23 protein-coding genes, 1 tRNA gene and 1 pseudogene are annotated in these 22912 nt (G+C 50.2%); 12 read left to right on the forward strand and 13 right to left on the reverse strand.

Annotation, left to right across the window (positions count from 1 at the left end):
- The first annotated feature begins 282 nt into the window (after window positions 1–282).
- Entirely contained in the window at window positions 283–735 is a 453-nt protein-coding gene (locus tag H6F76_RS23580; RefSeq protein WP_190511958.1) for a CAAD domain-containing protein, read from the forward strand.
- Between the two features lie 184 nt (window positions 736–919).
- Here the strand turns inward: H6F76_RS23580 and H6F76_RS23585 are convergent, their stop codons facing one another.
- Window positions 920–1480: a (2Fe-2S) ferredoxin domain-containing protein gene (locus H6F76_RS23585; protein ID WP_190511960.1), complete on the reverse strand. Its 561-nt coding sequence runs from the start codon at window positions 1478–1480 to the stop codon at window positions 920–922.
- A gap of 333 nt (window positions 1481–1813) precedes the next feature.
- On the opposite strand from H6F76_RS23585, the gene H6F76_RS23590 reads away from it, so the two are divergent.
- Window positions 1814–2230, forward strand: coding sequence for a DUF1824 family protein (locus H6F76_RS23590; protein ID WP_190511962.1), 417 nt, complete (start codon window positions 1814–1816; stop codon window positions 2228–2230).
- Between the two features lie 177 nt (window positions 2231–2407).
- Here H6F76_RS23590 and H6F76_RS23595 read toward each other — a convergent pair.
- Window positions 2408–2480: transfer RNA gene (locus tag H6F76_RS23595), tRNA-Glu, on the reverse strand.
- A gap of 133 nt (window positions 2481–2613) precedes the next feature.
- Entirely contained in the window at window positions 2614–2892 is a 279-nt protein-coding gene (locus tag H6F76_RS23600; protein WP_190454208.1) for an Npun_R1517 family heterocyst differentiation transcriptional regulator, read from the reverse strand.
- A 1004-nt stretch (window positions 2893–3896) separates the two neighbouring features.
- Between H6F76_RS23600 and H6F76_RS23605 the strand changes: the two genes are divergently transcribed.
- Both H6F76_RS23605 and H6F76_RS23610 read left to right on the forward strand, forming a co-directional pair.
- A complete protein-coding gene (locus H6F76_RS23605; protein WP_190512319.1) occupies window positions 3897–4457 on the forward strand; it encodes a hypothetical protein in 561 nt (186 codons plus the stop codon).
- A gap of 75 nt (window positions 4458–4532) precedes the next feature.
- Entirely contained in the window at window positions 4533–5330 is a 798-nt protein-coding gene (locus tag H6F76_RS23610; RefSeq protein ID WP_190511963.1) for an ATP-binding cassette domain-containing protein, read from the forward strand.
- Window positions 5331–5511: 181 nt separating this feature from the next.
- On the opposite strand, the gene H6F76_RS23615 is transcribed toward H6F76_RS23610, so the two are convergent.
- Window positions 5512–5850 carry a P-II family nitrogen regulator gene (locus H6F76_RS23615; protein ID WP_190454202.1) on the reverse strand — a complete coding sequence of 113 codons (339 nt, stop codon included), beginning with the start codon at window positions 5848–5850 and terminating at the stop codon, window positions 5512–5514.
- A gap of 181 nt (window positions 5851–6031) precedes the next feature.
- A complete protein-coding gene (locus tag H6F76_RS23620) occupies window positions 6032–6601 on the reverse strand; it encodes a hypothetical protein (RefSeq protein WP_190511964.1) in 570 nt (189 codons plus the stop codon).
- Between the two features lie 119 nt (window positions 6602–6720).
- Here H6F76_RS23620 and queF point away from each other — a divergent pair, with 119 nt between their 5' ends.
- Window positions 6721–7158: a preQ(1) synthase gene (queF, locus tag H6F76_RS23625; RefSeq protein WP_199322352.1), complete on the forward strand. Its 438-nt coding sequence runs from the start codon at window positions 6721–6723 to the stop codon at window positions 7156–7158.
- A 103-nt stretch (window positions 7159–7261) separates the two neighbouring features.
- Here the strand turns inward: queF and H6F76_RS23630 are convergent, their stop codons facing one another.
- The 4 genes from H6F76_RS23630 to H6F76_RS23645 all read right to left on the reverse strand — a co-directional run bounded on the left by H6F76_RS23630 (window position 7262) and on the right by H6F76_RS23645 (window position 10553).
- Window positions 7262–8773: a GTP-binding protein gene (locus H6F76_RS23630; protein WP_190511965.1), complete on the reverse strand. Its 1512-nt coding sequence runs from the start codon at window positions 8771–8773 to the stop codon at window positions 7262–7264.
- Window positions 8774–8868: 95 nt separating this feature from the next.
- The gene (locus H6F76_RS30700; RefSeq protein WP_347276104.1) at window positions 8869–9525 is read right to left on the reverse strand and encodes a DUF948 domain-containing protein; all 657 of its coding nucleotides are present in this window, start codon (window positions 9523–9525) and stop codon (window positions 8869–8871) included.
- 8 nt (window positions 9526–9533) lie between these two features.
- Window positions 9534–9887, reverse strand: a complete 354-nt coding sequence (locus H6F76_RS23640) for a YtxH domain-containing protein (RefSeq protein ID WP_190454192.1) — start codon at window positions 9885–9887, stop codon at window positions 9534–9536.
- Between the two features lie 318 nt (window positions 9888–10205).
- Window positions 10206–10553, reverse strand: coding sequence for a hypothetical protein (locus H6F76_RS23645; protein WP_190511966.1), 348 nt, complete (start codon window positions 10551–10553; stop codon window positions 10206–10208).
- Between the two features lie 311 nt (window positions 10554–10864).
- Between H6F76_RS23645 and H6F76_RS23650 the strand changes: the two genes are divergently transcribed.
- Window positions 10865–13039, forward strand: coding sequence for an S-layer homology domain-containing protein (locus tag H6F76_RS23650; RefSeq protein WP_190511967.1), 2175 nt, complete (start codon window positions 10865–10867; stop codon window positions 13037–13039).
- Window positions 13040–13119: 80 nt separating this feature from the next.
- Here the strand turns inward: H6F76_RS23650 and H6F76_RS23655 are convergent, their stop codons facing one another.
- Window positions 13120–14328 (reverse strand): 4-hydroxy-3-methylbut-2-enyl diphosphate reductase, encoded by a 1209-nt coding sequence (locus tag H6F76_RS23655; RefSeq protein WP_190454182.1) that lies wholly within the window; start codon window positions 14326–14328, stop codon window positions 13120–13122.
- Between the two features lie 255 nt (window positions 14329–14583).
- Between H6F76_RS23655 and H6F76_RS23660 the strand changes: the two genes are divergently transcribed.
- Window positions 14584–14877, forward strand: a complete 294-nt coding sequence (locus H6F76_RS23660) for an RNA-binding protein (protein WP_190511968.1) — start codon at window positions 14584–14586, stop codon at window positions 14875–14877.
- 138 nt (window positions 14878–15015) lie between these two features.
- On the opposite strand, the gene H6F76_RS23665 is transcribed toward H6F76_RS23660, so the two are convergent.
- Window positions 15016–15333, reverse strand: coding sequence for a TIGR03792 family protein (locus H6F76_RS23665; RefSeq protein ID WP_190511969.1), 318 nt, complete (start codon window positions 15331–15333; stop codon window positions 15016–15018).
- Between the two features lie 425 nt (window positions 15334–15758).
- Between H6F76_RS23665 and H6F76_RS23670 the strand changes: the two genes are divergently transcribed.
- Both H6F76_RS23670 and H6F76_RS23675 read left to right on the forward strand, forming a co-directional pair.
- Window positions 15759–16088 (forward strand): phasin family protein, encoded by a 330-nt coding sequence (locus H6F76_RS23670; RefSeq protein WP_190454173.1) that lies wholly within the window; start codon window positions 15759–15761, stop codon window positions 16086–16088.
- A gap of 104 nt (window positions 16089–16192) precedes the next feature.
- Window positions 16193–17062, forward strand: a complete 870-nt coding sequence (locus H6F76_RS23675; RefSeq protein WP_190511971.1) for a lipid kinase — start codon at window positions 16193–16195, stop codon at window positions 17060–17062.
- Window positions 17063–17098: 36 nt separating this feature from the next.
- Here the strand turns inward: H6F76_RS23675 and argC are convergent, their stop codons facing one another.
- Window positions 17099–18160 carry an N-acetyl-gamma-glutamyl-phosphate reductase gene (gene argC / locus H6F76_RS23680; RefSeq protein WP_190511972.1) on the reverse strand — a complete coding sequence of 354 codons (1062 nt, stop codon included), beginning with the start codon at window positions 18158–18160 and terminating at the stop codon, window positions 17099–17101.
- A 437-nt stretch (window positions 18161–18597) separates the two neighbouring features.
- Between argC and ribBA the strand changes: the two genes are divergently transcribed.
- From ribBA to H6F76_RS30705, 3 genes and pseudogenes are all read left to right on the forward strand, one after another.
- Complete coding sequence (ribBA, locus tag H6F76_RS23685) at window positions 18598–20289, forward strand: bifunctional 3,4-dihydroxy-2-butanone-4-phosphate synthase/GTP cyclohydrolase II (RefSeq protein WP_190511973.1); 1692 nt, start codon at window positions 18598–18600, stop codon at window positions 20287–20289.
- 26 nt (window positions 20290–20315) lie between these two features.
- The gene (locus H6F76_RS23690) at window positions 20316–20606 is read left to right on the forward strand and encodes a nucleotidyltransferase domain-containing protein (RefSeq protein ID WP_190511974.1); all 291 of its coding nucleotides are present in this window, start codon (window positions 20316–20318) and stop codon (window positions 20604–20606) included.
- Window positions 20596–20947 (forward strand): annotated as a pseudogene (locus tag H6F76_RS30705) (HepT-like ribonuclease domain-containing protein). Before H6F76_RS23690 ends, H6F76_RS30705 begins: the two are co-directional and overlap by 11 nt.
- A gap of 30 nt (window positions 20948–20977) precedes the next feature.
- On the opposite strand, the gene H6F76_RS23700 reads toward H6F76_RS30705, so the two are convergent.
- The gene (locus H6F76_RS23700; RefSeq protein WP_190511975.1) at window positions 20978–22747 is read right to left on the reverse strand and encodes an alpha/beta hydrolase; all 1770 of its coding nucleotides are present in this window, start codon (window positions 22745–22747) and stop codon (window positions 20978–20980) included.
- Window positions 22748–22912: the final 165 nt, after the last annotated feature.

Raw genomic sequence — 22912 nt, forward strand, 5'->3', positions numbered from 1 at the left:
AAAATGGCGATTGAGCAGTATAATTCAGGCGCTTATAGCTGAGATCTTCACAGCTAAACGCTTTAGCAGTCAGATCGTTTTAACCTTAAAAGGTAATTGAACAGATGTTCTGCCAGTAGTGCTGGTGGAAGCAACGCACTCTTGCTTAATCTGTCTTACTAATGATAAAACCTGATTCTAAGGTTGTTAGTGTTAAAAAAGCTGTCAAATCAGTCCCGTTATGGCTGAGAGTGCTTGAAATCTCTCCAGCCTTGCCCAGGTTGTTAATTCCAGGTTATGAGTATGAGTTCTGACGTTCAAGAATCTGAGTTTCCCGATACAAGCCCTTCTGGTTTTGCTCCTGATCTAGGCATGCCAACGGATGAGCCTCTGTTGCTGCCACCTGCCACTGAATCCGAGACGAGCCAACAACTGAAGCAAGTCGGCGATCGTATTTATAAGTTTCTGTCCGGCTTGCCTGACTATTTGTCAGACTTTTTTGGCGAGTACAAGCGCCCTCTTATAACGCTGGGTCTTATTTTCGGCTCGATTGTGTCTGTTAAGCTGACCCTTGCGCTTCTGGATGCCATCAACGACATTCCTTTGCTGGCACCAACGTTTGAGCTGATCGGCTTTGCCTACACTGCCTGGTTTATTTATCGTTACTTATGGCGAGCCTCTAACCGAGAAGAGCTAGCCCAAAGCTTTGGCTCCTTAAGAGATCAGGTTTTAGGCAGAGGCGCACCCAAAGTCTAGCGATCGCTGCTACAAGCAACGGGCGAACGCTTTGTTCTGAATGCCCTCTTTCCCTTTGCCGTTGAGATTGCTTCACGTTAAGCAGCCGACATTAAGAGTGTGTAGGCAAAAGGGTAGGAGGGTATTTTCGATCGCGTTTTTGCCGAGACGAGGCGATTACACGATGCCTTTGCATAAGTTAATTTTACGGGTCACGCGGAAATTGTTCGTCAACGAGGGCGGCAACGTCTCGGGCAGCAACACGACTATAGCGGGTTTTCTCAGGCATGAAGACAACATGCGGTCCTGCTTTACACTGTTTCATGCAGCCTGTTCCCCGAAGCGTTACCTGATCGGTAAGGTTGCGATCGCTCAGAGCTGCTTCCAACGCATGACAAACCGCTTTACCGCCTCGCTTTAAACAATCAGACTTTTGGCAGACCAAAATAGTAGCGCTGGCTGGACGCTCTGGTTTTGCAGGCAGCACTGGCTCTGCTTGCCCAGGAGCGACGGTGCTAATTCTAAAGGCTTTCAGCTTTGTAGGATCAGCTTTATAGCCGCTTTTCTTTTCACCCCAAACTTGAATCCAGGCTCCAGGGACTAGGGTTGCACTTACTGAAGCACGTAATTCTTTTGCTAGCTTGATGCAGTACTCGCCATCAGCCGTCATTAACCGCATGTACTTAGGCTTACCATCTTTAACGAGCAAGCTCAGAAATCGCCCTTCAAGATGCCATACCGCTACTGGTTGCGCTGGTTTACTCATGATGTTTTCATAATGAAGCTCAACAATTTATTGAGAAACTTATTCAATAAACTCTAGCTCTAGCCTACAGCAAAACGCATTCTTTGCCAGCCGTGTTTCTCTGCTGACCATGTCTCCGCTGACGATAACAGTGTGTTCTTTCACACTTATGCTTGCTCGCGTTCTGGTCTCACGGCTAGGTTTGAAGCCTCCTGAAAAGTATGTACATTAGAAACCGGGGGAGCAGGCGACCGCATGAAAGGATGAAGAAAGTATGCATTGACTAATCAATCACATCAGCTAAAACTTTTGCTGTAATGTATGAGACGCACAAAGTGAAAGCCATTTTAATCTATGCCAGCGCTTGACTCTGAAAATCTCACTCTGGATGCAGCTCAAGGTATCCTTAACCAGTTTGTTTGCCTTGATCGATCGCCTGCCGTTATGCCTCAAGCGCCTCTGGTCCGGCAGGCAATTTTGCTCGTCGCAGCCCATTCTGACTATCAGATATTAGGCATCTGTGCTGACACGATCGCTCAGGCAATGATCGCCCTAAAACGCTATCTGATAGCGTTGGGTTACGAGACAATGCCTGAAGTGCCTACCCTAGATGGTGCTGTTTATGTCAAATTCAACCCTAACCGCAATGGGTGTCATGTTGCTCCCTACAACGGTAACCATCGCGGTGTACTTATTTCTTGCCAGTCTGCCTATGATGGCGGCGTGAATGAAACCTTTGGGCATTTGCCGCTCGATCTATTTGACTGCTAAAGGTTGGACCACCCTGGATAGGTGTAATGCAGCTTCTAACGTTAAGACACTGAATCGTAGACGTACTGCTGTCTAAGTAAGAACTGTCGTATACCCCTACAAACGCCTTCTGCTGAACGCAGATCTTTAAATAAAAAAGGGAGAGCTATTAAGCTCTCCCTTTTTTAGTCTTTCCGATACCCCCAGGGGAATTCGAATCCCCGTCGCCTCCGTGAAAGGGAGGTGTCCTAGGCCTCTAGACGATGGGGGCGTATTGACCAGACCTTTATAAGAATAACGAACACTGCTGCGTTTGTCAACCTAGACTCACACGTTATAACCAGACCATGAGGACATTGTGTGATGCGTGGCGGCGTTCCTTACCTAATGTGGGGTTGTGCGGATCAAGCAAGATCTTTAGAGTTGCGTAGACGAATCAACCGCCGCCGCATTTGGGGGGAGGCTTCAGTCTCAGACAGCTCGTTAGCGGCAACCTCAATTTGAATTGGCTCTAGATACTCATCTGTACCGCAAGTAAAAGCATCAATGAGCAGTTCTAGAAGACGATCGCGATCGTTCAATGCATCCTTCTCCTCAATTAGCCTAAATTTGAGATGGATTTCGCATTCGTAGACACCTACCTCAGGAACGGTGGGCGGCTGACACTCTAAATCGTGGTTCATTGTTGAGGTGACTCGCTAGCACTGCAAAGAAAATTCAGGTTACACACGACCAACCTTTCGTTGGACATTTTGAGTGGTTTGAGCAACTACTTCCAGTAGAAACCTTTCACTACATTGCAAAGCTAACATCCCCACAAAATAACTCAAATCCGCTAAATAGCTGAACTTGAAGTTGCTTGTTCTAGGGGTTATTCCTAACTTTAAACCTGCTTTGCAAACTCTTCATAATTGCAATTAGCAGACCTTTAAAGTAAACCTTCTTGGAACTAATCTTGCTATCGAAGCAATTGACCTGGGGCTGCTATAAAGATCCTTTAGAAGGTGGTTAGAGAGTTGAAGAGTGCTACGTCAGAAGCTGCATCGCAGTTTTTTTCTGGCAATGTTGGTTAGTGCTTCAGTAATAGCGAGGCTTGCATTGTGGTCAAAGGATACATTAAGTGGCTACGTGTCAGTCGCTTCAGAGCCGTGAAGATAAATGAATGAAGAATTAATTCTTACCTTTGAAGTAAACATTAATCTTTAAGAATGAGCTTAATGTTTACTTCTGAGCAGGTATAAAATTGCTGTTTGAACTTTAAGTATACAAACCCTTGTTGAATACCTTTGCTTGGTAGAAAACCTAGAAAATATACCGAGAATGAATCGTGAAATAATTTGTTCTGCACTGTTTTCGCTGTTTGGCATAAGCTCAAAGTGATAATTTGTTGCTGCTAATTTGGCATTTTTTCATACCTGCTGTACTGAGATATGCTTGTGTTTAGCACACTTAACAAGCTGCTTCCGCTATCAGTCATTCTAAGCTTGAAAGCTCAGTACGCTGCTGCGAGCGTAGAGTGCTAGAAGGGCTACGTGTACTCGGTGCTTAGATAGGTGTTTCAAGAAATGGTACGCAGACAAAAAAGGCTATAGATTAGAGAAAAGGTGAAGGCGAGGCAACTGTGGAAAACGATCGAGCATCTCAGCTTGTAGCAGGCAGCTATTCTGAAGCATCGGAAGACGGTGTTTTGCAGAGTGCAAACGTTGATCCAACGGCTTCACTTTTCAAGCTTTCGCCACTGATTCGGCTGACGCTGTTGCTCTTGTACGTGTCTTTAACGCTACCGTTGCCGTTTCTAGCAGACATGACGGTAGCCGTAGTACCATCCCCACTTTTATGGGTAGGCATTGGCTTGGGTGGCATCTTGCTGTATGCCGCGTTAAGTGAACGGGTTGTACTTGATAGCAACGGCATTCAAGTAACCTATGCTGCTTGGGTGCCGCGTTTCTTTCGTCAAGGGTGGTCGTTACCGTGGGCAGGCGTAACAGCATTGAAGCCCCGTTCTACTGGGCAGGGCGGACTAGTTTACTATCTCCTAAGTAAGTCGGGAAAGGCATATCTTTTACCGATGCGGGTTGCTGGTTTCAACCGTATGGTACAGCGAGTGCAAGCGGAAACGAACATTGACATGGCTGATGTGCGTCCACTCGCGCAACCCTGGATGTACTTCATTCTGCTTGGCTGTACGGTGCTGTTGCTAGCAATTGATGCCTGGACGATCGTGACCGCTTTAAGCCAGACGGTATAAGCATTGATGAGTGCGATTAGCGCTGTTTCTCACGCTGACGATAAACTGGGCAAGAGCCTTCGAGAGCGGTAACTAATGCACACTGCCCGTACTAACCAGCTTGACGTGAAGCAGGTGAGCCTTGCGTCTGGAATTATTGCGTCTGCCAAACATCGACAGCGCTCCACAGTGTTTGCTGAGACTCATTATTTGCTGAAGGACATCTCGTTTGAAACAGTTCAGGGCGATCGCATTGCGATCGTTGGGGCTTCAGGCTCAGGCAAAACATCGTTGCTACGGTTGTTAAATCGATTGAGTGAGCCAACGAGTGGTGTGATTCTCTTCAACCAGAAGGCGCTGACTCAAATACCGACGCTGACCTTACGACAGCAGATTGTGCTGGTGCTACAAGAATCAAAGCTCCTGGGTATGACGGTGCAGCAAGCCTTGGAATATCCGCTCGTGCTCCGTCAACTGCCGAAACAGGCGATTCGAGAGCGGGTGCAAAAATGGAGCGATCGCCTGCACATTCCCTCAGCGTGGCTGTCTCGTACAGAGCTACAGCTTTCGGTAGGGCAACGCCAACTGGTGGCGATCGTCCGTGCGCTGGTGACAGAACCTAGCGTGCTGCTGCTTGATGAACCCATGTCTGCGTTAGATGTCGGTCGGAGTGAGTTGCTTTTGAATGTATTTAGGGACACCACGCAAGTAAACGGTATGACGGTCTTGATGGTGAACCATCAACTGGAGCTGGCAGAGCAAGGTTGCGATCGTGTCCTTTACCTTGAGCAAGGGCGGTTGCTGCAAGACATTCCAGCTACGCAGATGGACTGGCAAGCTCTCAGGCAAGCTCTCGTGCAAGCAGAGGCACAGGAGGCAGAAGAGTGGAGTTGAGAGAACGCCTTGCAACTATTGAGAAACAGCAGTTATAGAGAAGCAGCCATATTAATAAACCGCTTAAAGCAAAGAGGCGCTCACTGGCAAGCAGGAGCGCCTCTTTCTAAGACGAGTGGAGCCACTTAAAAGCAGACCCACATCGTCGATCGCCAAGCAGATGCAAGGCGTGACCGTTAAACTAAATCGCTTCTATATTCTTCTCTCCAGTGCGAATGCGGATGATTTGATCCACTGGAGTAATAAAGATTTTACCGTCACCAATTTCGCCAGTGCGGGCAGCAACAATGATCTTCTCTACCACCATATCGACTTGATCGTCTTCAACGACAATCTCAACCTTGAGCTTTTGCAAAAACTCAACAGTGTACTCAGAGCCCCGGTAACGTTCAGTTTGCCCTTTCTGCCGCCCAAAACCCCTGACTTCAGAAACGGTCATGCCGACGATGCCCGCATTGACTAGCGCAATTTTAACTTCATCAAGTTTAAATGGGCGAATAATCGCTTCAACTTTTTTCAACTCCCCAACTCCTTGTTTTTAGCTACTCGGTCTTCTCTAGCAAAACACTTTCTATCACCGTCAAAAGCGTGTGTTTTGTAAACTGAGATACAATTCCTGACCAGCACAAGCAAAGCTTGTTGGCAAGAGCGTGATCAATCAGCTCTTGCTATCTCAGCGCTCTGCCTTGTGCCGCTAACCGTTAGCGTGATGGCAGTAACGGACGCACAATTAGAAAGCCGGTGCCAAATGCTGTCACAACAATAAAGCAGATGACGATCGCCAGCCACCAACCACCCATTTTTTCGGCGTTTCGCTCTGTTTTAGACCCATGACGCGGTTTTGCTTCTTGTTCTGTAAACAGAGACTTGGGTGCCGTCGATCTGGGATCTATTTGATCGGGCGCGATCGCATCGGTACCATGAGGCGGTGCAGCAGGCGGGTTTTGAAAGTGTAGTTCTAGCCCTTGCAGCGAAGACGAGGATGCCGGTAGCGTCGGCGTTGGCAGATGAGCATCTGCCACTTGGCGAAGCTGAAGCGCAGACTGCACAACCCGCTCGATCTCTAGACGCAACTGCTGATTTTGGTGCGTCAACTGCTGGTTTTGCTGGGTTAGCGACTCCATTTTTACCTGGGTCGCTTTCAGTTCGGTCGCAACTTCTCGATAGAGCGAAATGGGCACCGATGGTGAATGGGGATTGGCTGGAGTTTTTGGAGAACTAGCAGTTTGAGCCTTTCGCAGAGGCTGCTTGGCGTTTATTCTAGAGGTCATAGGTCTATGTCTGAACGCGAGAGTCGATAAGCTACGCTCACAATAGCCGCAATTAGGGTAATCGAAGCGGATTTTACCAAGAAATTCTCAAAAAGCTAGAAACATTTTTACGCACGACCATGAGCCACCCCGAAACACAACCGTTTTCCACTGCTGAATTGAATGTTCAGACCCAAGCCGACGAACCGAAGTACGGCGAACGTTTGATTACCGAAGGCAAGCTTATTACCTTTCCCAATCCCAGGATCGGGCGACGATATGATATCCATATCACGCTGCCAGAATTTACCTGCAAGTGCCCCTTTTCTGGCTATCCAGACTTTGCAACGATTTACCTCAGTTACGTGCCGAACCAGCGGGTTGTGGAACTGAAGGCAATCAAGCTCTACATCAATAGCTACCGCGATCGCTATATCTCTCACGAAGAATCGGTCAACCAAATTCTGGATGACTTCGTTGCTGCCTGCGATCCCCTAGAGGTCAAAATCAAAGGCGATTTCTTGCCACGTGGGAATGTGCATACGGTGATCGAGGTGGCGCACAAGAAAGAGGTGTAGATTCAGAATCTGGTCAACTTTTCCTGCTGAAAGTCCTGATGGGACGATTGCGATTACTGCTTATCACGTTGACTTGTGAAGCCCAACATAGAGCAGACAATAGCTACAGTTCCTTTGCCACAGGGTGTGGATTAGCTTTACGTCGATTCAAATCGAGTTTGGCGCGGAGTTCGTCTTTGATGCGGTTGAGGATGGAGGTTTCGTCGAGGGAGGCAAGAATGCGGGTAACGACGGCTTTCGGTCCATCGTCTCCCCAGGAGGCACCGTTGGCGAGGTAGGCTTTAGTGACTTGCCCGATCGCATACGTTGAGACACCTGCAACGCCCGCCTGGGTCAGAGCGACCGACATATAAGCTCCGAGGGATACACCACCTGTTGCAGGTGCCGCTAAACCGAGCAGACTTTTCAACGAACCAAGTCCCAGCGTTGCCAGCAGTTCACCAGCTGTTACACCACCCATTGCCAGGGCAATTTTTTGCAACAGGCTGATGGCACCGTGCTGGGTCATGCTAATGCCATACAGCTTGGAGAGAGAAAGGATCATCGCGACATCGATCACGGCGCTGCTGAGGATGTCAACGACGGTAATGGGATTGAGGGCGATCGCCACTGATTTCGTAATCACACCATTCCAGATCACGCGATCAGCACTCTGATTGCGGATAACCATTTTGCGATCGACCAGGCGCTCGTTTACATCGTCGGCAAACAGCATCGTGTTAAGGGCAACGAGTGCTTTGCCTTCGCGATAGAGAATTTCGAGAATTTTTAGCTTGAGTTCGTCGATTTGAGGTTCGCCTGTGCTGAGTTGTGCGGCGACGCGACCATCGGGACGGCGAATAGCCTTTGCCTGTAGCGGTGATGCGGCTGCCATGACAATTTCATCGGGGGAGAGCAGTTCGCGCACGCGCTCGTCTCGAATTTTGTGGTAGATGGCAAGGCGATCCGCATCGGGATATTGGTCAATTTTGTTGAACACCAGGAGGATCGGCTTGCTGGCATCACGTAATTCCGACAATGCCTGGTATTCCACCTTCGTCATGTCGCCTGCAATCAGAAATAGGATCAAGTCTGCTTGCTTTGCAACCTGCCGCGCCAGGGCTTCTCTCGCTTCGCCATTGACTTCATCAATGCCGGGAGTGTCAATGAGTTCAATGTGAGAGTCACCAACGCTAGGTAGGGCAACGCGCAGAATAGGACGGTTGCTACCAGCAATGGCTTCGCGCTTGATGTTCCAGCTTGCAGTTTGAGAGTCACGGGTGACGCCATGAATGGGTCCCGTTTCAAAGACCCGATCGCCCAGTAAGGCATTCAGCAAGGATGACTTACCACGTCCCACCATCCCAAAAACGGCAATGTGAACAACTTGGCGATCGAGCTTGTCTAGCAGCGATTCGAGGCCACCAATTTCTGGCTCTAGTCCACGCCGCTCTTGAGGGGTCAAGTCCAGATTCTCGACCAGATCGTGAAGTGCCTTTTGAGCTTGTTTATAGTTTAATTCTGCTTGAATGTCTTCAAAGCCCAGAATGGCTTCGTCAAGCTCCTGACTAAATTGGCTGAAGCTTGACGGATGGGGGCTTTGAGGCGCGCCTAGCGCTGGAGCTGGCTCAGACATAGGTGACAACAAGCAGTTGAGTACGGCTAGTAGCGTGCTTCCATCCTAGCGATTTAGTGGAGGCTAGGAAAAAGGGTTTGCTTGATTCCTTGCTGCTATGGCTGGTCAGGAGGCAATTGGGTCTCAGGATGCTCGTCTGAGTCTAGGCTCTGGTGTTCTGCTAGGGGGCGATCGAGTTGGTTGAGTGTGTTCCGAATGGCAGGTGGGTTAGGATTGGACGATCGCGATCGCTCGACTCTTGTTAAGGGTTCTACCCTCTTTTCACTCATGCGTCCGTCCGGTAAGGGTTGGCTGATTCGTTCGCTTTCTCGCAGAGCTGGGCTAAAGTCAGTTGCACTACGGGGGGATGGCAGTCGATCGACGGGACGACGAGGTGTAGACGGTTTGGGCGATCGTGTAAACGTTCTCCAGGCAGCTTTAATGCCAACAACGACACTGCGGGTGCTGGACTGGATACGCTGTGTTTGTTGGCGCACGTCGCTTAAGCTCTGGTCTACTTGTTTTACTACCTGACCAGCACTCTGCACCCCTTCGCTGACATCCTCTGTCAAGTCGCTGATCTCCAAACCAGTGAGGCGAATTGCCTGTAGAGTGGGCGGAAATTCGCGTCGCAGGGTATCAAACAGCTTTTCAGCACTGCGGGAGGCACGTGCAAGCTCTCTCAGCGCTGGAATAGCTACTACCAGCACGATCGTCAGGCTGACCGTGACAAACAACAGAGACAGTACTAGCCAGAACAAGGGATCAGTCACAGGTTTGCCTAGCGCAAATTATCGTGAACAGGCGGTTCGATATCAGGCGATCGCCTGAAGTCAACCGTCTCTAGCATCTGCTGCTCTTGCTGAGATGCTTCTAGCCCTGCGGCGATCGACTCTCGCAGCCGCACTAACGTACCATCCCAATTTCGGAGTGCTGATTCAGACAGGCGATCCGCTTGTAGCTGCACGCTGCTCGACAGATCTTCTGCCAGTTCAGGGAGGGCATCGGCTGATTTTTTCAAGAACTGACGGGTCTCACGCCCTGCACGAGGGGCTAATAAAATGCCAGTTAGGGTGCCGATCGCAGTCCCAACCAGCAATCCTCCTAAAAACGCGCCAGAGCGATTGTTTGACATCGTTTGCTTTTTCCCTTTCTTTATAATTTGCGACGATAGCCCATTGCTACTACTTGCTAAACCGCTCATTTGGACAGTACGACTGTTAGCAACGTGTTTAGTCTACAGCCGCCGCTGACAGTAACGGAGAGCCATAAATAACCAACAGACTGATGACCAACAGGTTAAACAAACACAGTAGCCATGACACTGGCTTGGCTTGTCCCCTCTAATCTACCCCAACAATACCTCAATCATTTGTCGTCTGTGCATGAGGACTGTCAGCGGAGCGCTAGCAGACACTTGCCAAATGCTTGCCTCCTTACGACGCGCCACACTCTAAAGCGATCGACGTGCGGCTTGGCGGGTCGAGCGTGAACGTGGTGCAAGAAACATCAAGCGACGTTGCCACAGCGATTGTCCCAAGCTGAGTAGTGCCAGCGCTTTTTGGGCACGCTGCCACTGTGGTTCCAACCCCTGATAAGTTGCTCGCAACTGCTGGATACCACCATCTTTCCTGTAAATAGCGTCTGGGGCACGTTCAAGTACATGCTGCACCGATCGCTCAAACGCTAGAAGGATGTCTGCTGCCCTTGCTAACCGCCGTTTAAAGTGCCACAGTTGCCATGCCGTCAGCAGGCAGAGCAGCCCAAGCACAAGATTGCTGACAACGACGACTGCCCACATAACTGAACGTCCCTTTGGTGTGCGTTTTCCTTTGCAGCACGTGACTCTCTCCTGGCACAGTTCGCCAAGCATAGTCAGCAAGGCGTCACCAAACGCTTTTTGCGAGCGCCCCAGCTTGCTAAACAAAGGGACGAGCGTCACGCGTAACCCTTTCGCTTATTGTAGGAGCGATCGCTGCTGATCAGCCCTCATCCTCTCAACTACCGCCCTGCACAAAGGAGGTTAAATATCAACGAATGCAACGCGGCATCGCCGAATCTTTAATTGAAGGCAATAATCGTTTGAGAAAGAGGCGAGAACAAGGAAACATTATGGTGCAAGCGACTCCATCGATCACACGGTTTGTCAACGCAACGACCGGCAATGACGGCAGCAATGGAACCCAGGCGGCTCCCTTTAAAACGATCACTCGTGCGCTTCAGGGCGCTCCAGCAGGTACGGCAATTCAACTTGCCCCAGGCACTTACAGCGCTGCTACTGGTGAGACCTTTCCCATCAAAGTTCCTGCTGGCGTAACGGTGGTAGGTAATGAAGCCAACAAGGGCAGCGGTATTTTGGTGTCTGGTAGTGGCATCTTCCCCAGCCCTACCTTTGCGAATCAGAATGTCACCTTTCAACTGGCAAACAATGCCCAACTGAAGGGCGTGACTGTCACCAATTCAGAGATTCGTGGGACAGGGGTATGGGTTGAGTCCAGCAATCCCACGATCGCCAACAATACCTTCACCAACTGCAAGCGAGAGGGCGTGTTTGCCACAGGCACCGCTAGCCCTCTCGTAATCGGCAACGTTGCGATCCAAAACGCTGCCAGCGGCTTTTCCATTACTCGCAACTCTAAAGGCGAGTGGCGGCAGAATGTGTGTCGTCAGACCGGGTTTGGGATTGCTGTTGGGGATAGTGCCGCGCCGCTGCTGGCAGAAAACCAGATCTCTGAGAACCGCGCCGGTATTGTGATCAACAAGCAATCAAAAGCTGTACTGCGTGGCAATGTGATCCAGAACAACACCGAAACTGGCTTGGTTGTAACAGAAACAGCCTTACCCGATTTGGGTAACAGTCAGGCTCCAGGCGGCAATATTTTTCGGCAAAATGGGCAGTTTGATATTCAAAACGGCACGAGACTGACGCTGATCTCGGTAGGCAATCAGATTGATCCGACTAAAGTGCAAGGGGCGATCGACCTTGTTGGCAACGAGATCCCTGCTCCTGCACCTACGCCTGCTCCTACGCCCGCGCCCACAGCTACGCCTGCGCCCACGTCTACCCCTGCGCCTACGCCTGCGCCCACGCCTGCGCCCACACAACCACCAACCACCCCAGCGGGCTTCACTGACACACGCGGGCATTGGGCAGAGAGCTTTATTCAAGGTTTGGTCAGCCGAGGCTTTATCAGTGGTTTTCCCGATGGCACCTTTAAGCCAGAGGCACCCATTACTCGCGCTCAGTATGCAGCAGTGCTAGCTAAAACCTTTGATTTGCCTGCCAAACAGCCTGCTAAGAGTTTTAGTGACGTACCGCAAAACTTTTGGGCAGCAGCAGTCATTGCCAAAGCGAATCAGATGGGCTTTATTGCCGGGTTTCCTGACAATACGTTTCGTCCTAATCAGAACTTGACGCGCGCGCAGTTGATTGTCTCCTTAATTGGTGGCGTTGGGCTGACAGGTGGCGTGTTGGATGTGTTAGGGGTCTACAGCGATCGTGCTCAGATCCCCAGCTATGCCACTGAAACGGTCGCAACCGCCACGCAGCGCCGCATTATTGTTAACCATCCCAACGTCCGTCAACTAGAACCCATGCGGGATAGCACCCGTGCGGAGGTCGTCGCGATTATTTACCAAACGCTTGTAGCGTTGAATCGCGTACCGGCGATCGCCTCTCCGTTCATTGTTGTACCCGATGTAACGCCATCTGTCTTTACGGATATTCAAGGACATTGGGCTGCCGCTTTCATCACCGGGCTGGCAAACCAGAACCTCATCAGCGGCTTCGAAGACGGTAGCTTTAAGCCGGATCTCACCATGAACCGGGCACAGTATGCCGCCATTATTGCCAAAGCCTTCAACCCACCGCCCAAGCGCCCTGCATCCAATTTTGCGGATCTTCCAGCTAACTTTTGGGCAAAGCCTGCGATCGACCAGGCATATCGAGGTGGCTTTATCTCTGGCTTTCCCGATGGGACATTTCAGCCGGGTCAAAATGTGCTGCGGCTTCAGGTTTGGCTCTCGCTAGTAAGCGGTTTGGGGTTGCCTGCTGGTGATCTCAGCCTACTAAATGCCTACGACGATCGTGCCACCGTGCCCCAAAATGCCCAGGTTCAAGTGGCAACCGCAACGAAAGCAAAAATCGTCGTGAATTTTCCCAACGTGCGGCAGTTGAATGCGACCCGCGAGGCAACACGCGCAGAGGTCGCCGCGATCGTCTACCAGGGACTGGTCCAGGCAGGACGATCGACTGCGATCAATTCGCCGTACATCGTCTCGGTCTAGCGACAATTAGCCTAGACAAAGGCAATAACCGCAGAGACGCTGAAGACATAAAAAAGCTGCGTCTCTGCGGTTTGCACTGTTTATGCCACGGTTGCTGCTGCCTTTAACTCAAAGATCTTCTCCAACACATCTGCCACAATTTTATCTGGTGTTGATGCGCCAGAGGTGATCCCCACGACGATCGGACCTTCGGGCAGCCAGTTCTCAACTACCTCCAGGTCGCGATTCAGGGGTTTGTGCTCGATGCGGTTGCCACTACCAATGCGGCTAGCGCTATCAATGTGATAGGAGGGAATGCCGCGCTCGGTTGCAATTTCCTGGAGGTGCGTTGTGTTTGACGAGTTGTAGCCGCCAATAACCATCATCAAGTCAAGTTTTTCTTCGACAAGCTGAAACATGGCATCCTGACGTTCCTGGGTCGCATCGCAAATAGTATTGAAGCTCAGGAAGTGCTGGTTGAGTTGGTCAGGACCATACTTCCGCATCATGGTGCGCTCAAACAGTTTGCCCAAGCGTTCTGTTTCACCTTTAAGCATCGTTGTTTGGTTAGCGATCCCCACTCGTTCGAGGTCACGATCGGGGTCAAAACCAGCAGAGCAAGCGCGGCTGAATTTTGTCATGAACTCAGCGCGATCGCCACCATTGAGAATGTAGTCAGCAACATACTCGGCTTCTGCCATATTCAGCACGATCAGGTACTTGCCTGCAAACGAGCTAGTAGCAACAGTCTCTTCGTGGTTGTACTTGCCATGAATGATGGAGGTGTAGTCTACCTTCTTGTGCTTCTCGACTGTGTTCCAAACCTTCGAGACCCAAGGGCAGGTGGTATCGACGATCGTGCAGCCTCGCTCATTCAAAAACTGCATCTCCTGCACGCTGGCTCCAAAAGCGGGCAAAATCACTACATCGCCGCGATCGACACCCGAAAAATCTTTTTCATTATCCTTAACATCAATAAAATTTACCTTCATATCCCGCAAGCGCTGATTCACTGAAGGATTGTGAATAATTTCATTCGTAATCCAGATCTGCTCAGTCGGAAAATGCTGCCGCGTTTCGTAAGCCATTGCGACTGCTCGCTCTACACCCCAACAAAAGCCAAAAGCCTCTGCCAGTCGAATCGTGACATCACCCCGCTGAATGGTGAAATTATTGCTGCGAATTTGCTGCACCAAATCGCTTTGATACTCAGACTGCATCTGGTCTGACACATCAGCCTCGTGCCCAAACCCCTTCCGGTGATAATTGTCTGAACTGTTCAGCGATCGCTTAAAGGCTCTCGTATCCATACTTTTCCTCGGTTGCAACCACGCCCGGTGTTTGACTTCACCTCATCATAAGCGCTGGAGCCATTGTTAGAAAACTACCCTTGCAGTCTCCTCCAATTGGTTTGTAGACTTTTTGCCAGCTTTGTGCTGCTTCTTAAGAAAGATTCAGCTATAATATTTTTCAAAAGAATCCCAAGTTGGTTTGGTGAGTAGCCAAAGTTCTTTGGTCAACTGCTCCAGTTTGGGATGCCCCCTCAAATTTGGTTGGAGACAAGCGTGACTATTTACGTTGGAAACCTATCTTTTCAAGCGACCGAAGAAGACTTGCAGGAAGTCTTTGCAGAATATGGTGAAGTCGGTCGTATTAGCCTTCCTACTGATCGCGAGACAGGTAGAAAGCGAGGGTTTGCCTTTGTCGAAATGAAGGACGAAGCGAAGGAAGATCTGGCGATTTCTGAGCTAGATGGTGCTGAATGGCTGGGACGCGAACTTAAAGTGAACAAAGCCAAGCCGCGTGAAGGTGCCCGCCCTTCCGGTGGCGGTCGAAACTTCTCTAACAGTTCCAACTAATTGGTTGTAGCTCACCAGTCTAAGCCACCGATTTCTTAAAGTGGTCGAAGATCTGAAGTGTGTCGCATGGACGCTAGTCGTCATAGGCTGCGTCTATCCGACACGTGTTCAATTGAACGTCAGGCTACGATCGCCAAGCTACGATCGTGCCTGAGGAAATTTCCGCACTTGATATTCCCCCGCCTCAATAATTTTGTGAACGCCTTCGCCTATTGCCTGCACGAACCGCTTTTCTGTTTCCTCTAGTTCCTTGGCGGGCACTGCTTTCCAGGCTTCGCGAGTTGCCCAGCGACTAATAAGTACAACGATGTCTGCATGTATTGGGTCAATCCAGACCTCTTTGCTGAGGTGTCCCGGTTGCTGCGACAACTGTTTTGTCCAAATCTCGTTGTCTTTTTGAACAAATGCTTCGCGCAATGCTGGGTCAACCTGGATTTTTAACCACTCAATAACCATAAAAGCAACGTGTGATGATAGAGAAAACGTACTCTAGCGCTGCACGCTAACGAATGCAACTAGCAACCAGCGGCATCAATCACTGTTTTTTGTTGCATCGGATGAATTAGGCACAAACTAATGTCCTCGCTAAATACTTTGTAGCGAATGATTCGCTCAGAAATTAGCTGAGTGTAAATCTTTTTTACTGTAAGACTGCGCTGTTGTAGCGTTGATGCGGTTAACCGCACCCTGAACGACACAGAGGTAACCGCAAATTTGACAGAATAAAGCTATACGTGAGGGACAATGCCTGGAAAGCAGGATGGCAGTGTACCGTGTAACATAGTCACGCCTCTCCAACCCTGGCACTATGCGTTGGTGATTGGAGACAGTCATCCCGTTGCTCACAATGCCAACTTTCAACGTCATTATAGGAAAACCGCATGGATAACAATAATTGGCTCTCGCAACTGTTGATGCTGGGTGTTGGTACAACATCACTAGTTGCAGATAAGGTGAAAGAGGTGAGCGAACAGCTTGTGAAGGATGGCAAGCTGAACCCAGAGCAAGCGAAAGACGTTGTAGACGATCTTATGCAGACATTGAAGTCAGAGCAGGGTAACTTTGAAACGGTTGTACAACGGCAAATTCGTAACATTATGCAAGATGTGGGCGTGCCCCGGCAGTCAGAAGTGGATGAACTGCGTGGTCGCATCGATCGCTTAGAACGACAGCTTCGAGACTTGGAAAATAAGCTTTGGCGTAAGCCGTAGGGGTTAATTGTTGTTTCTGGGCTGCTAGAGAACGTTACTGTTACAGCATTTGTGCGTAAACTAACAGCCAGCACATATCTATTCATCCTAAAAGCTCTTCTGCCATGAACCAACGAGCGTTGCTTCTAGTCAACCGTCATGCCCGTCGTGGACAGACAGATCTATCACGGGCGATCGATCGATTGCGCGAACTTGACTTTGAGCTAGTGGAAGTGCCCATTGAGTCATCAGAGCAGATCTCAAAGGTAATTCGGCAGCATAAGGACGCGGTTGATCTAGTGATCATTGGTGGAGGGGATGGCACGCTAAATGCTGCGATCGACGGTTTAATTGCTACCCAACTGCCACTAGGGATTTTGCCGCTGGGTACTGCCAATGACCTGGCTCGTACGCTTCAGCTGCCAACGTCACTAGCCGAAGCCTGTGATGTGATTGCAAAAGGACAATTGGAACGGATTGACCTGGGTTGGGTCAACGGCAACCATTTCTTCAACGTGGCGAGTTTGGGCTTGGGTGTCAAGATTACGCAGCGGTTGAGCCGTGATATTAAGCGACGCTGGGGTGTGTTTGCCTACGCGATCGCCGCCGTCCAGGTATTGTTAAAGTCAGTCCCGTTTACTGCTGAAATTCGCGTGAATGGCGAGAGCTACCAAGTGAGAACCGTGCAAATTGCGATCGGCAATGGTCGTTATTATGGCGGCGGTATGACCGTAGCCAAAGATGCAGCAATTGATGATCAACGCCTCGACCTTTACAGTTTAGAAATCCAGAAGTGGTGGCAAATGGTAGCGCTATTGCCCAATATGCGATCAGGGACCCATAGCTCCTGGTCGTTTGTGCGATCGCTCTCAGGGCAGGAAATTGAGATCAAAACGCTGCGACAGCACTCCATCAATACAGATGGTGAGCTTACAACCACTACTCCAGCTCATTTTCGCGTCATTCCCAAAGCTATCTCAGTTCTAGTGCCTTGAGAGTGTAAGAACCCACTAGCTATTAACTAGATTCGGTTAAGGATAGAAGGCAAGTTGCGGTAAGCCTAGAGTCTCATCCCAGCCCATCATGATGTTGACACATTGGATTGCTTGCCCTGCCTGTCCTTTCATTAAGTTGTCGATCGCGGACATCACAATCACGCGATCGGTGCGGGGATCAACTTCTACCCCGATGTAGCAAAGGTTTGTGCCTGCTGCCCATTTGGTTTGAGGATAGGTGCCGCTGGGCAAGACTCTGACCCAGGGTGCATTACGGTAAAAGGCGTTGTAGATGGTCAAGAGATCCTCGCGTACTAGCCCAGGATCGCGTAGGGTGGCGTAAATGGTTGCCAGAATGCCGCGTACCATTGGCACCAGATGCGGCGTGAATTGAATCAGCACCTCATGTCCTGCCAGGTCACTGCAAACTTGCTCGATTTCTGGCGTGTGGCGATGGCGACCCCCAACGTTATAGGCTGCAAAGGTATTGTCAGCCTCTGCCAGCAGCATCCCTACTTTTGCCTGTCTGCCACCACCAGACGTACCCGATTTTGCATCAATAATGGCAGTCTCAGGAATCACTAAACCTTGTTTTAGCAAGGGCGAAAGACCGAGCAAGCTGGCAGTGGGATAGCAACCAGGGCAACCAACTAGCTGTGCTTCTGCAATACGATCGCGGTACAGTTCCGGCAAGCCATACACTGCTGTTTCCGCGATCGTCTGATCGGTTCGATCGCCGCCATACCAGCTTGTGTAAGTAGAAAGATCGGTAAAACGATAGTCTGCGGACAGATCCAGCACCTTACAGCCCTTTGCCAGCAGCGTGGGAGCCATCTTGTGCGCCAAGCCATTTGGCAATGACAGAAAGACCACCTCACAGCGATCGGCGATCTTCTCCAGATCAAGTGGCTCTACAACCTGCTGAACGCAATGTCCCAGGTGGGGATAAAGATCTGCAAACGGCTTTCCCGCACTGCTTTCGCCACCAAGATAGGCAAGTTCTAGACGCGGATGATCCATTAAAAGGCGCACTAGCTGCACACCGCCATAACCCGACGCACCGACAATACCAACCGGAATGCGTCCTACATCACCCATGATGATTTACCTTCTTTGCGGATTAAAAGACTCAATGTTTGATGCATTGTAGTACCAGCGCACCCATTTTTGGGAAAATCGTTTGCCATCTACCAAGAATTGCTGACTTTGTGGAGGCGTTAGCGGTCAGCAGCCAGAGGGCAGTAGTCAGCGGTCAGCTTTTAGCTTTCTGCCAGCCTTTAGCCTTCTTTCCTCCTCTCTCTGCCTAGCGTTCAGAAGTCAGCAATGCATGATGTGCTTATGTTCAGGCTACAAGGAAGCCTGAAACAATAACGCTTTTCTCAACCACTGCTCGCTGATGGCTAATAGCTGACGGCTGATAGCTGATAGCTGTTAGCTGATTCCTTCAGTCAGTTATTCTAGCCTCATGCTGCCAGAGCAAAAAGACTACAATTTAAAGATAAGTTCGCTTCAAAAAACTTTACGGTACTCCTGCCTTGAACGTCTCTGCTGATTCTTCTCAACCCATTCCCTTTAAATTTGATGCCATTGAAACAGCGCTGGCAGACCTTAAATGTGGTCGGGCGATCGTCGTAGTCGATGACGAAAATCGCGAGAATGAGGGCGACCTTATCGGTGCTGCCCAATTTGCCACACCAGACATGATCAACTTCATGGCAGTGGAGGCCCGTGGGCTGATCTGTCTGGCAATGACGGGCGATCGACTCGACGAACTCGATTTGCCGCTGATGGTGACAAACAACACAGATAGCAACCAAACTGCCTTTACCGTCAGCATTGATGCATCACCTAGCGCTGGTGTGACAACGGGTATCTCTGCCGAAGACCGTGCCCGTACGATTCAGATTGCTATCAACTCGGTGACGCGCCCTAGCGATCTGCGTCGCCCTGGTCATGTGTTTCCGTTGCGTGCTAGAGAAGGCGGCGTGCTCAAACGAGCCGGACATACCGAAGCTGCTGTTGATCTGTCGCGGTTAGCAGGGCTGTATCCGGCTGGTGTCATTTGCGAAATTCAGAATTCTGATGGCTCCATGGCACGACTCCCCGAACTGATCGAGTATGCCAAACAACATCAGCTTAAAATCATCAGCATTGCCGATCTGATCAGCTATCGCCTGGAGCATGAACGGCTGATCCAACGGGAAGCGATCGCCGATTTACCGACCGAATTTGGTCACTTTCAGATCTATGCCTACCGCCACACTTTGGACAACACTGAACACGTAGCGATCGTCAAAGGCAATCCAGCGACCTTTCATGATGCGGCTGTGATGGTGCGGATGCACTCTGAATGTTTGACCGGCGATGCGATCGGTTCCCTTCGGTGCGATTGTCGGATGCAGCTACAAGCTGCCCTAAAGATGATTGAGAATGCGGGACAGGGTGTAGTGGTTTACCTGCGGCAAGAAGGGCGAGGCATCGGGCTGGTAAACAAACTTAAGGCGTACTCACTGCAAGACATGGGCTTGGATACCGTCGAAGCGAACGAGCATTTGGGTTTTCCGGCTGACCTGCGAAACTATGGTATGGGTGCCCAAATTCTCAATGACCTGGGCATCCGTCAAATGCGGCTAATTACCAACAATCCCCGCAAAGTTGCTGGGCTGAAAGGCTACGAATTAGAGATTGTTGAACGGGTGCCGCTGCTGATTGAGGCTACCGCTTACAATTCCGATTACCTGGCAACGAAAGCCGAAAAGCTGGGTCATTTATTCTTACGGACGTATTTGGTGACGCTGGCAATTCGTTGGCAAGCAACCGCTGATACTGTGGCAGAGCGCTACGATCGCCTCCAAAAACTACGCTATCTTGCAAAAGCACACGATCTGCTGTTGCAAGAAGAGGTGCGACCCGTTGCCAAGGCGTTGTTTGGTGACTCTGCGCTGATTGTTCATCTCGGCTTTGACCAACCGCTTTTGGGAAACCCAGACTGGTATCACACGCCTGGGCATCCCTATGTGCAAGCGATCGCCAATATTTTGGATAGCCTTGTCGCGTTGCCCAACCTGCAAACGCTTGAGTTTATTGTTTCTCCTGGCACTGATCCACTTACAGGCTTACAGGTGCAAATCGATCGTCAGGTTTTTCCCCTCCAGCAAAAGCCTTCGACGCTCATCGAAACCTTACAAACACAAACCATCTATAGCTTCATAACCGATATGGTTTGAAGAAAGAGTGGTATGGAAAGATGGTGATGAAACGGGATGAAGTGCTATCTCAAGTGGCAGTACACCAGGAAGAACTTAAGCAACTGGGCGTGAAGTCACTCGATCTCTTTGGCTCTGTTGCACGCGATAAAGCTCGTCCTGAAAGCGATGTCGATTTCTTAGTAGAGTTTGCGATCGATGCTGGCTTTTTTGATTTGTTTCAGGTGCAACATTACCTAGAAGCTATTTTGGGGAGTGGCGTTGACTTAGGCACTCAAGCGGTGTTAAGGGAAGACCTCTGTGAACCCGTCTTAAGGGATCTAATCCATGCCTTCTAGAGATTGGCGATTGCGCGTTCAAGATATTTTGAAAGCCATTGAAGGTATTCAACAGCGCACTGCAACCCTTACGCTAGAGGAGTTTGAGTCAAATGACACGATCGCTAAAACCGTTCTTTTTGATTTCATCGTGTTGGTGAGGCAAGCAGAAATATTCCGATTGCCACTCAGGCTCGCTACCCTCATGCCCTTAGCGTTTGATGAACGATATGCGAAACATAGCCGCTCACGAATATTTTCGAGTCAATTTGACCCTCGCTTGGCGAACGATTCACAACAATCTGCCTCCGCTGATTGCCCCATTACAACAGCTCTTGGCAGCAGAGTTGGTCGAACCTTAGGCGATTGCCGTTCATTCTCGTCTCTCTTGCTTACGGTGCAGCGGTTGTGACAGGTTGCGTAGAACCAGCGGCGATTTGATTAAGCTGATCAGCCGTCAAGGTGCGAAGGAGGGTTAAGGGCAACGGTGCTTCACTAATAGCATTGCTGTAGGAAGGACTCAAATAGCTGCGATAGGTTGGTTGCTTAGCAATGTAGGTTTGGAAAAAAGCAACCGCCAGCGCATTAACATAACGACGACCAGTGGCAGGGCTAGGACCAATCACTTCTTGGGGTAGGGGCACCACATCTTTAGACGCAGTTGGGTCCAAGGTCGAAAAGTGCGTGCCACCTTCCATCAGCACCAAATAGCGATCGGTTGTTGTGAGCCAAGTAAATGGCTGGATTTGCTCTGGGACAGCCGGGGCGATCGTATCGGCATTGCCGGTCATCATCAGGGTTGGCACTTTGATCTGGCTGATGCTGGCTTGTCCTAACACAGCACTTGTGATGGGATTGATGGCAAACACTGCCTTAATGCGCCCGTCCTGTAGTATGGGTGCTGGCTGCGCCAACGCACCAGCTCGACATTGCAATAGCAACGATAGGTTCAGCGTTTCTTCTAAATTCTGACAGCTTGCCTGTAGCTGCTGCGAGTTAATCGGTGCGCCTGCCAGCGCTAGCGCAGTATAACCCCCAAACGATTGCCCTAGCACTCCCACCTGTTGAAAGTTGAGCCGTCCGCGTAGCTCTGGTGTCGCGTTAATTCGGCTTTCGACCTGATTGAGTACAAAGGTAATATCCAGTGGTCGATTCACAAACTCGGCGGGTTCCGAAACTTCGCTAGCCGTACCAGTGACCAAAGCCTGAAGCCGTGCGGCGTTGCTCCCTGGATGCTCTGGCACCAGCACAGCAAAGCCATAGGATGCCAGGTGAATAGCTAAATAGGCAAAGGTGGTGCGATCGGAGCCAAGTCCATGCGAAATCACAACAACCGGGGCAGACGACTGGGGTTGCGTTTGAGTCGGTAGATAGAGATCAACAGGAATTGATCGTCCGCTAACTACGTCACTCGGAACCGCCTCTGACAAAGCGGCTTGAGCCGAAGGTGCAACAGTACCCGCAAGGGTAGGATTTAGTACCGCACTACGGCTAGGGTCTACCAGCGCGATCGTTTGTTTTTGCCAGGTGAATGATCCTCGTTGCCGCAGATCTGGGAATGGGATAGTAATGCCGTCTGTCGCTTGCTCTTGCTGTGCTGCTTGAGTCACCACCGTTGTGGCTCGCTGGGTTTGATCGATCAGTTGCCCTACGTCAGCAGCAATCTGCAAGCTTTGTGCTACATCAATCCGCAAAGCACGAGTTGGGAACCGACGCAGAATATTGAGAAATGTCAGCCCTTGTGGATCGGCTGCTGCTAGAATCAGCGCTGCCCGAATGGCTTTAAAGCCAGAATCTCGCGTTTCCGGCTGAATTACCTGCCCCAACCGTTTCAGCAGCACTTCGCCTTGAGGCGTGTAAAGAAACTGCGCGACAGTCACAAGATCAACATCTGCCCGTGCCACAAGCGCGCTTTGAAGCTGTGCGAGCTGCTTTGCATCCCCATACTGCGCGTAAACAGCTAGATCATCATCGATCGTACCGTCTTTGGCATAGGCTTCTAAGGAAGAAACCGGAATCGATCGCTCCAAAAGACCATAGGAGATATAAACTTTTTCGGCTGCCTGTGCAGGAGTAGGGCTGAGAACAAGCCAGCCAAGCAGATTTAGAAGCACCCCTGCCCAGAGTGGGGGACAAGATGGGGCTGTTTTAGTAACATTCATCCAGGAAGTTTATCCACAAAGAGCTGACGCGAAGGTGCGGAAAGCCGCATTGTTGACCTGTCTCCGATCGGGGAAAGGGGTTGGTAGATGAGAGCCTTAAGAGACACAGATGTAGTAGAGCCAGCTTTTTTATGTAGGGGCATGGGATTGCCATGCCCTGACGAT

Origin of the sequence: Leptolyngbya sp. FACHB-321, from assembly GCF_014695975.1 — a bacterium.
In the GTDB taxonomy this organism is placed as follows: domain Bacteria; phylum Cyanobacteriota; class Cyanobacteriia; order Leptolyngbyales; family Leptolyngbyaceae; genus Stenomitos.

Coding starts and splice junctions, on each gene's coding strand:
- H6F76_RS23690 (WP_190511974.1), top strand. CDS start 20,316: ATGAAACGGGATGAAGTGCTATCTCAAGTGGCAGTACACCAGGAAGAA.
- H6F76_RS23600 (WP_190454208.1), bottom strand. CDS start 2,892: ATGAACCACGATTTAGAGTGTCAGCCGCCCACCGTTCCTGAGGTAGGT.
- H6F76_RS23630 (WP_190511965.1), bottom strand. CDS start 8,773: ATGTCTGAGCCAGCTCCAGCGCTAGGCGCGCCTCAAAGCCCCCATCCG.
- queF (WP_199322352.1), top strand. CDS start 6,721: ATGAGCCACCCCGAAACACAACCGTTTTCCACTGCTGAATTGAATGTT.
- H6F76_RS23670 (WP_190454173.1), top strand. CDS start 15,759: ATGGATAACAATAATTGGCTCTCGCAACTGTTGATGCTGGGTGTTGGT.
- H6F76_RS23700 (WP_190511975.1), bottom strand. CDS start 22,747: ATGAATGTTACTAAAACAGCCCCATCTTGTCCCCCACTCTGGGCAGGG.
- argC (WP_190511972.1), bottom strand. CDS start 18,160: ATGGGTGATGTAGGACGCATTCCGGTTGGTATTGTCGGTGCGTCGGGT.
- H6F76_RS23590 (WP_190511962.1), top strand. CDS start 1,814: ATGCCAGCGCTTGACTCTGAAAATCTCACTCTGGATGCAGCTCAAGGT.
- H6F76_RS23675 (WP_190511971.1), top strand. CDS start 16,193: ATGAACCAACGAGCGTTGCTTCTAGTCAACCGTCATGCCCGTCGTGGA.
- H6F76_RS23610 (WP_190511963.1), top strand. CDS start 4,533: ATGCACACTGCCCGTACTAACCAGCTTGACGTGAAGCAGGTGAGCCTT.
- H6F76_RS23650 (WP_190511967.1), top strand. CDS start 10,865: ATGGTGCAAGCGACTCCATCGATCACACGGTTTGTCAACGCAACGACC.
- H6F76_RS23585 (WP_190511960.1), bottom strand. CDS start 1,480: ATGAGTAAACCAGCGCAACCAGTAGCGGTATGGCATCTTGAAGGGCGA.
- H6F76_RS23655 (WP_190454182.1), bottom strand. CDS start 14,328: ATGGATACGAGAGCCTTTAAGCGATCGCTGAACAGTTCAGACAATTAT.
- H6F76_RS23645 (WP_190511966.1), bottom strand. CDS start 10,553: ATGTGGGCAGTCGTCGTTGTCAGCAATCTTGTGCTTGGGCTGCTCTGC.
- H6F76_RS23620 (WP_190511964.1), bottom strand. CDS start 6,601: ATGACCTCTAGAATAAACGCCAAGCAGCCTCTGCGAAAGGCTCAAACT.
- H6F76_RS23640 (WP_190454192.1), bottom strand. CDS start 9,887: ATGTCAAACAATCGCTCTGGCGCGTTTTTAGGAGGATTGCTGGTTGGG.
- H6F76_RS23665 (WP_190511969.1), bottom strand. CDS start 15,333: ATGGTTATTGAGTGGTTAAAAATCCAGGTTGACCCAGCATTGCGCGAA.
- H6F76_RS23580 (WP_190511958.1), top strand. CDS start 283: ATGAGTTCTGACGTTCAAGAATCTGAGTTTCCCGATACAAGCCCTTCT.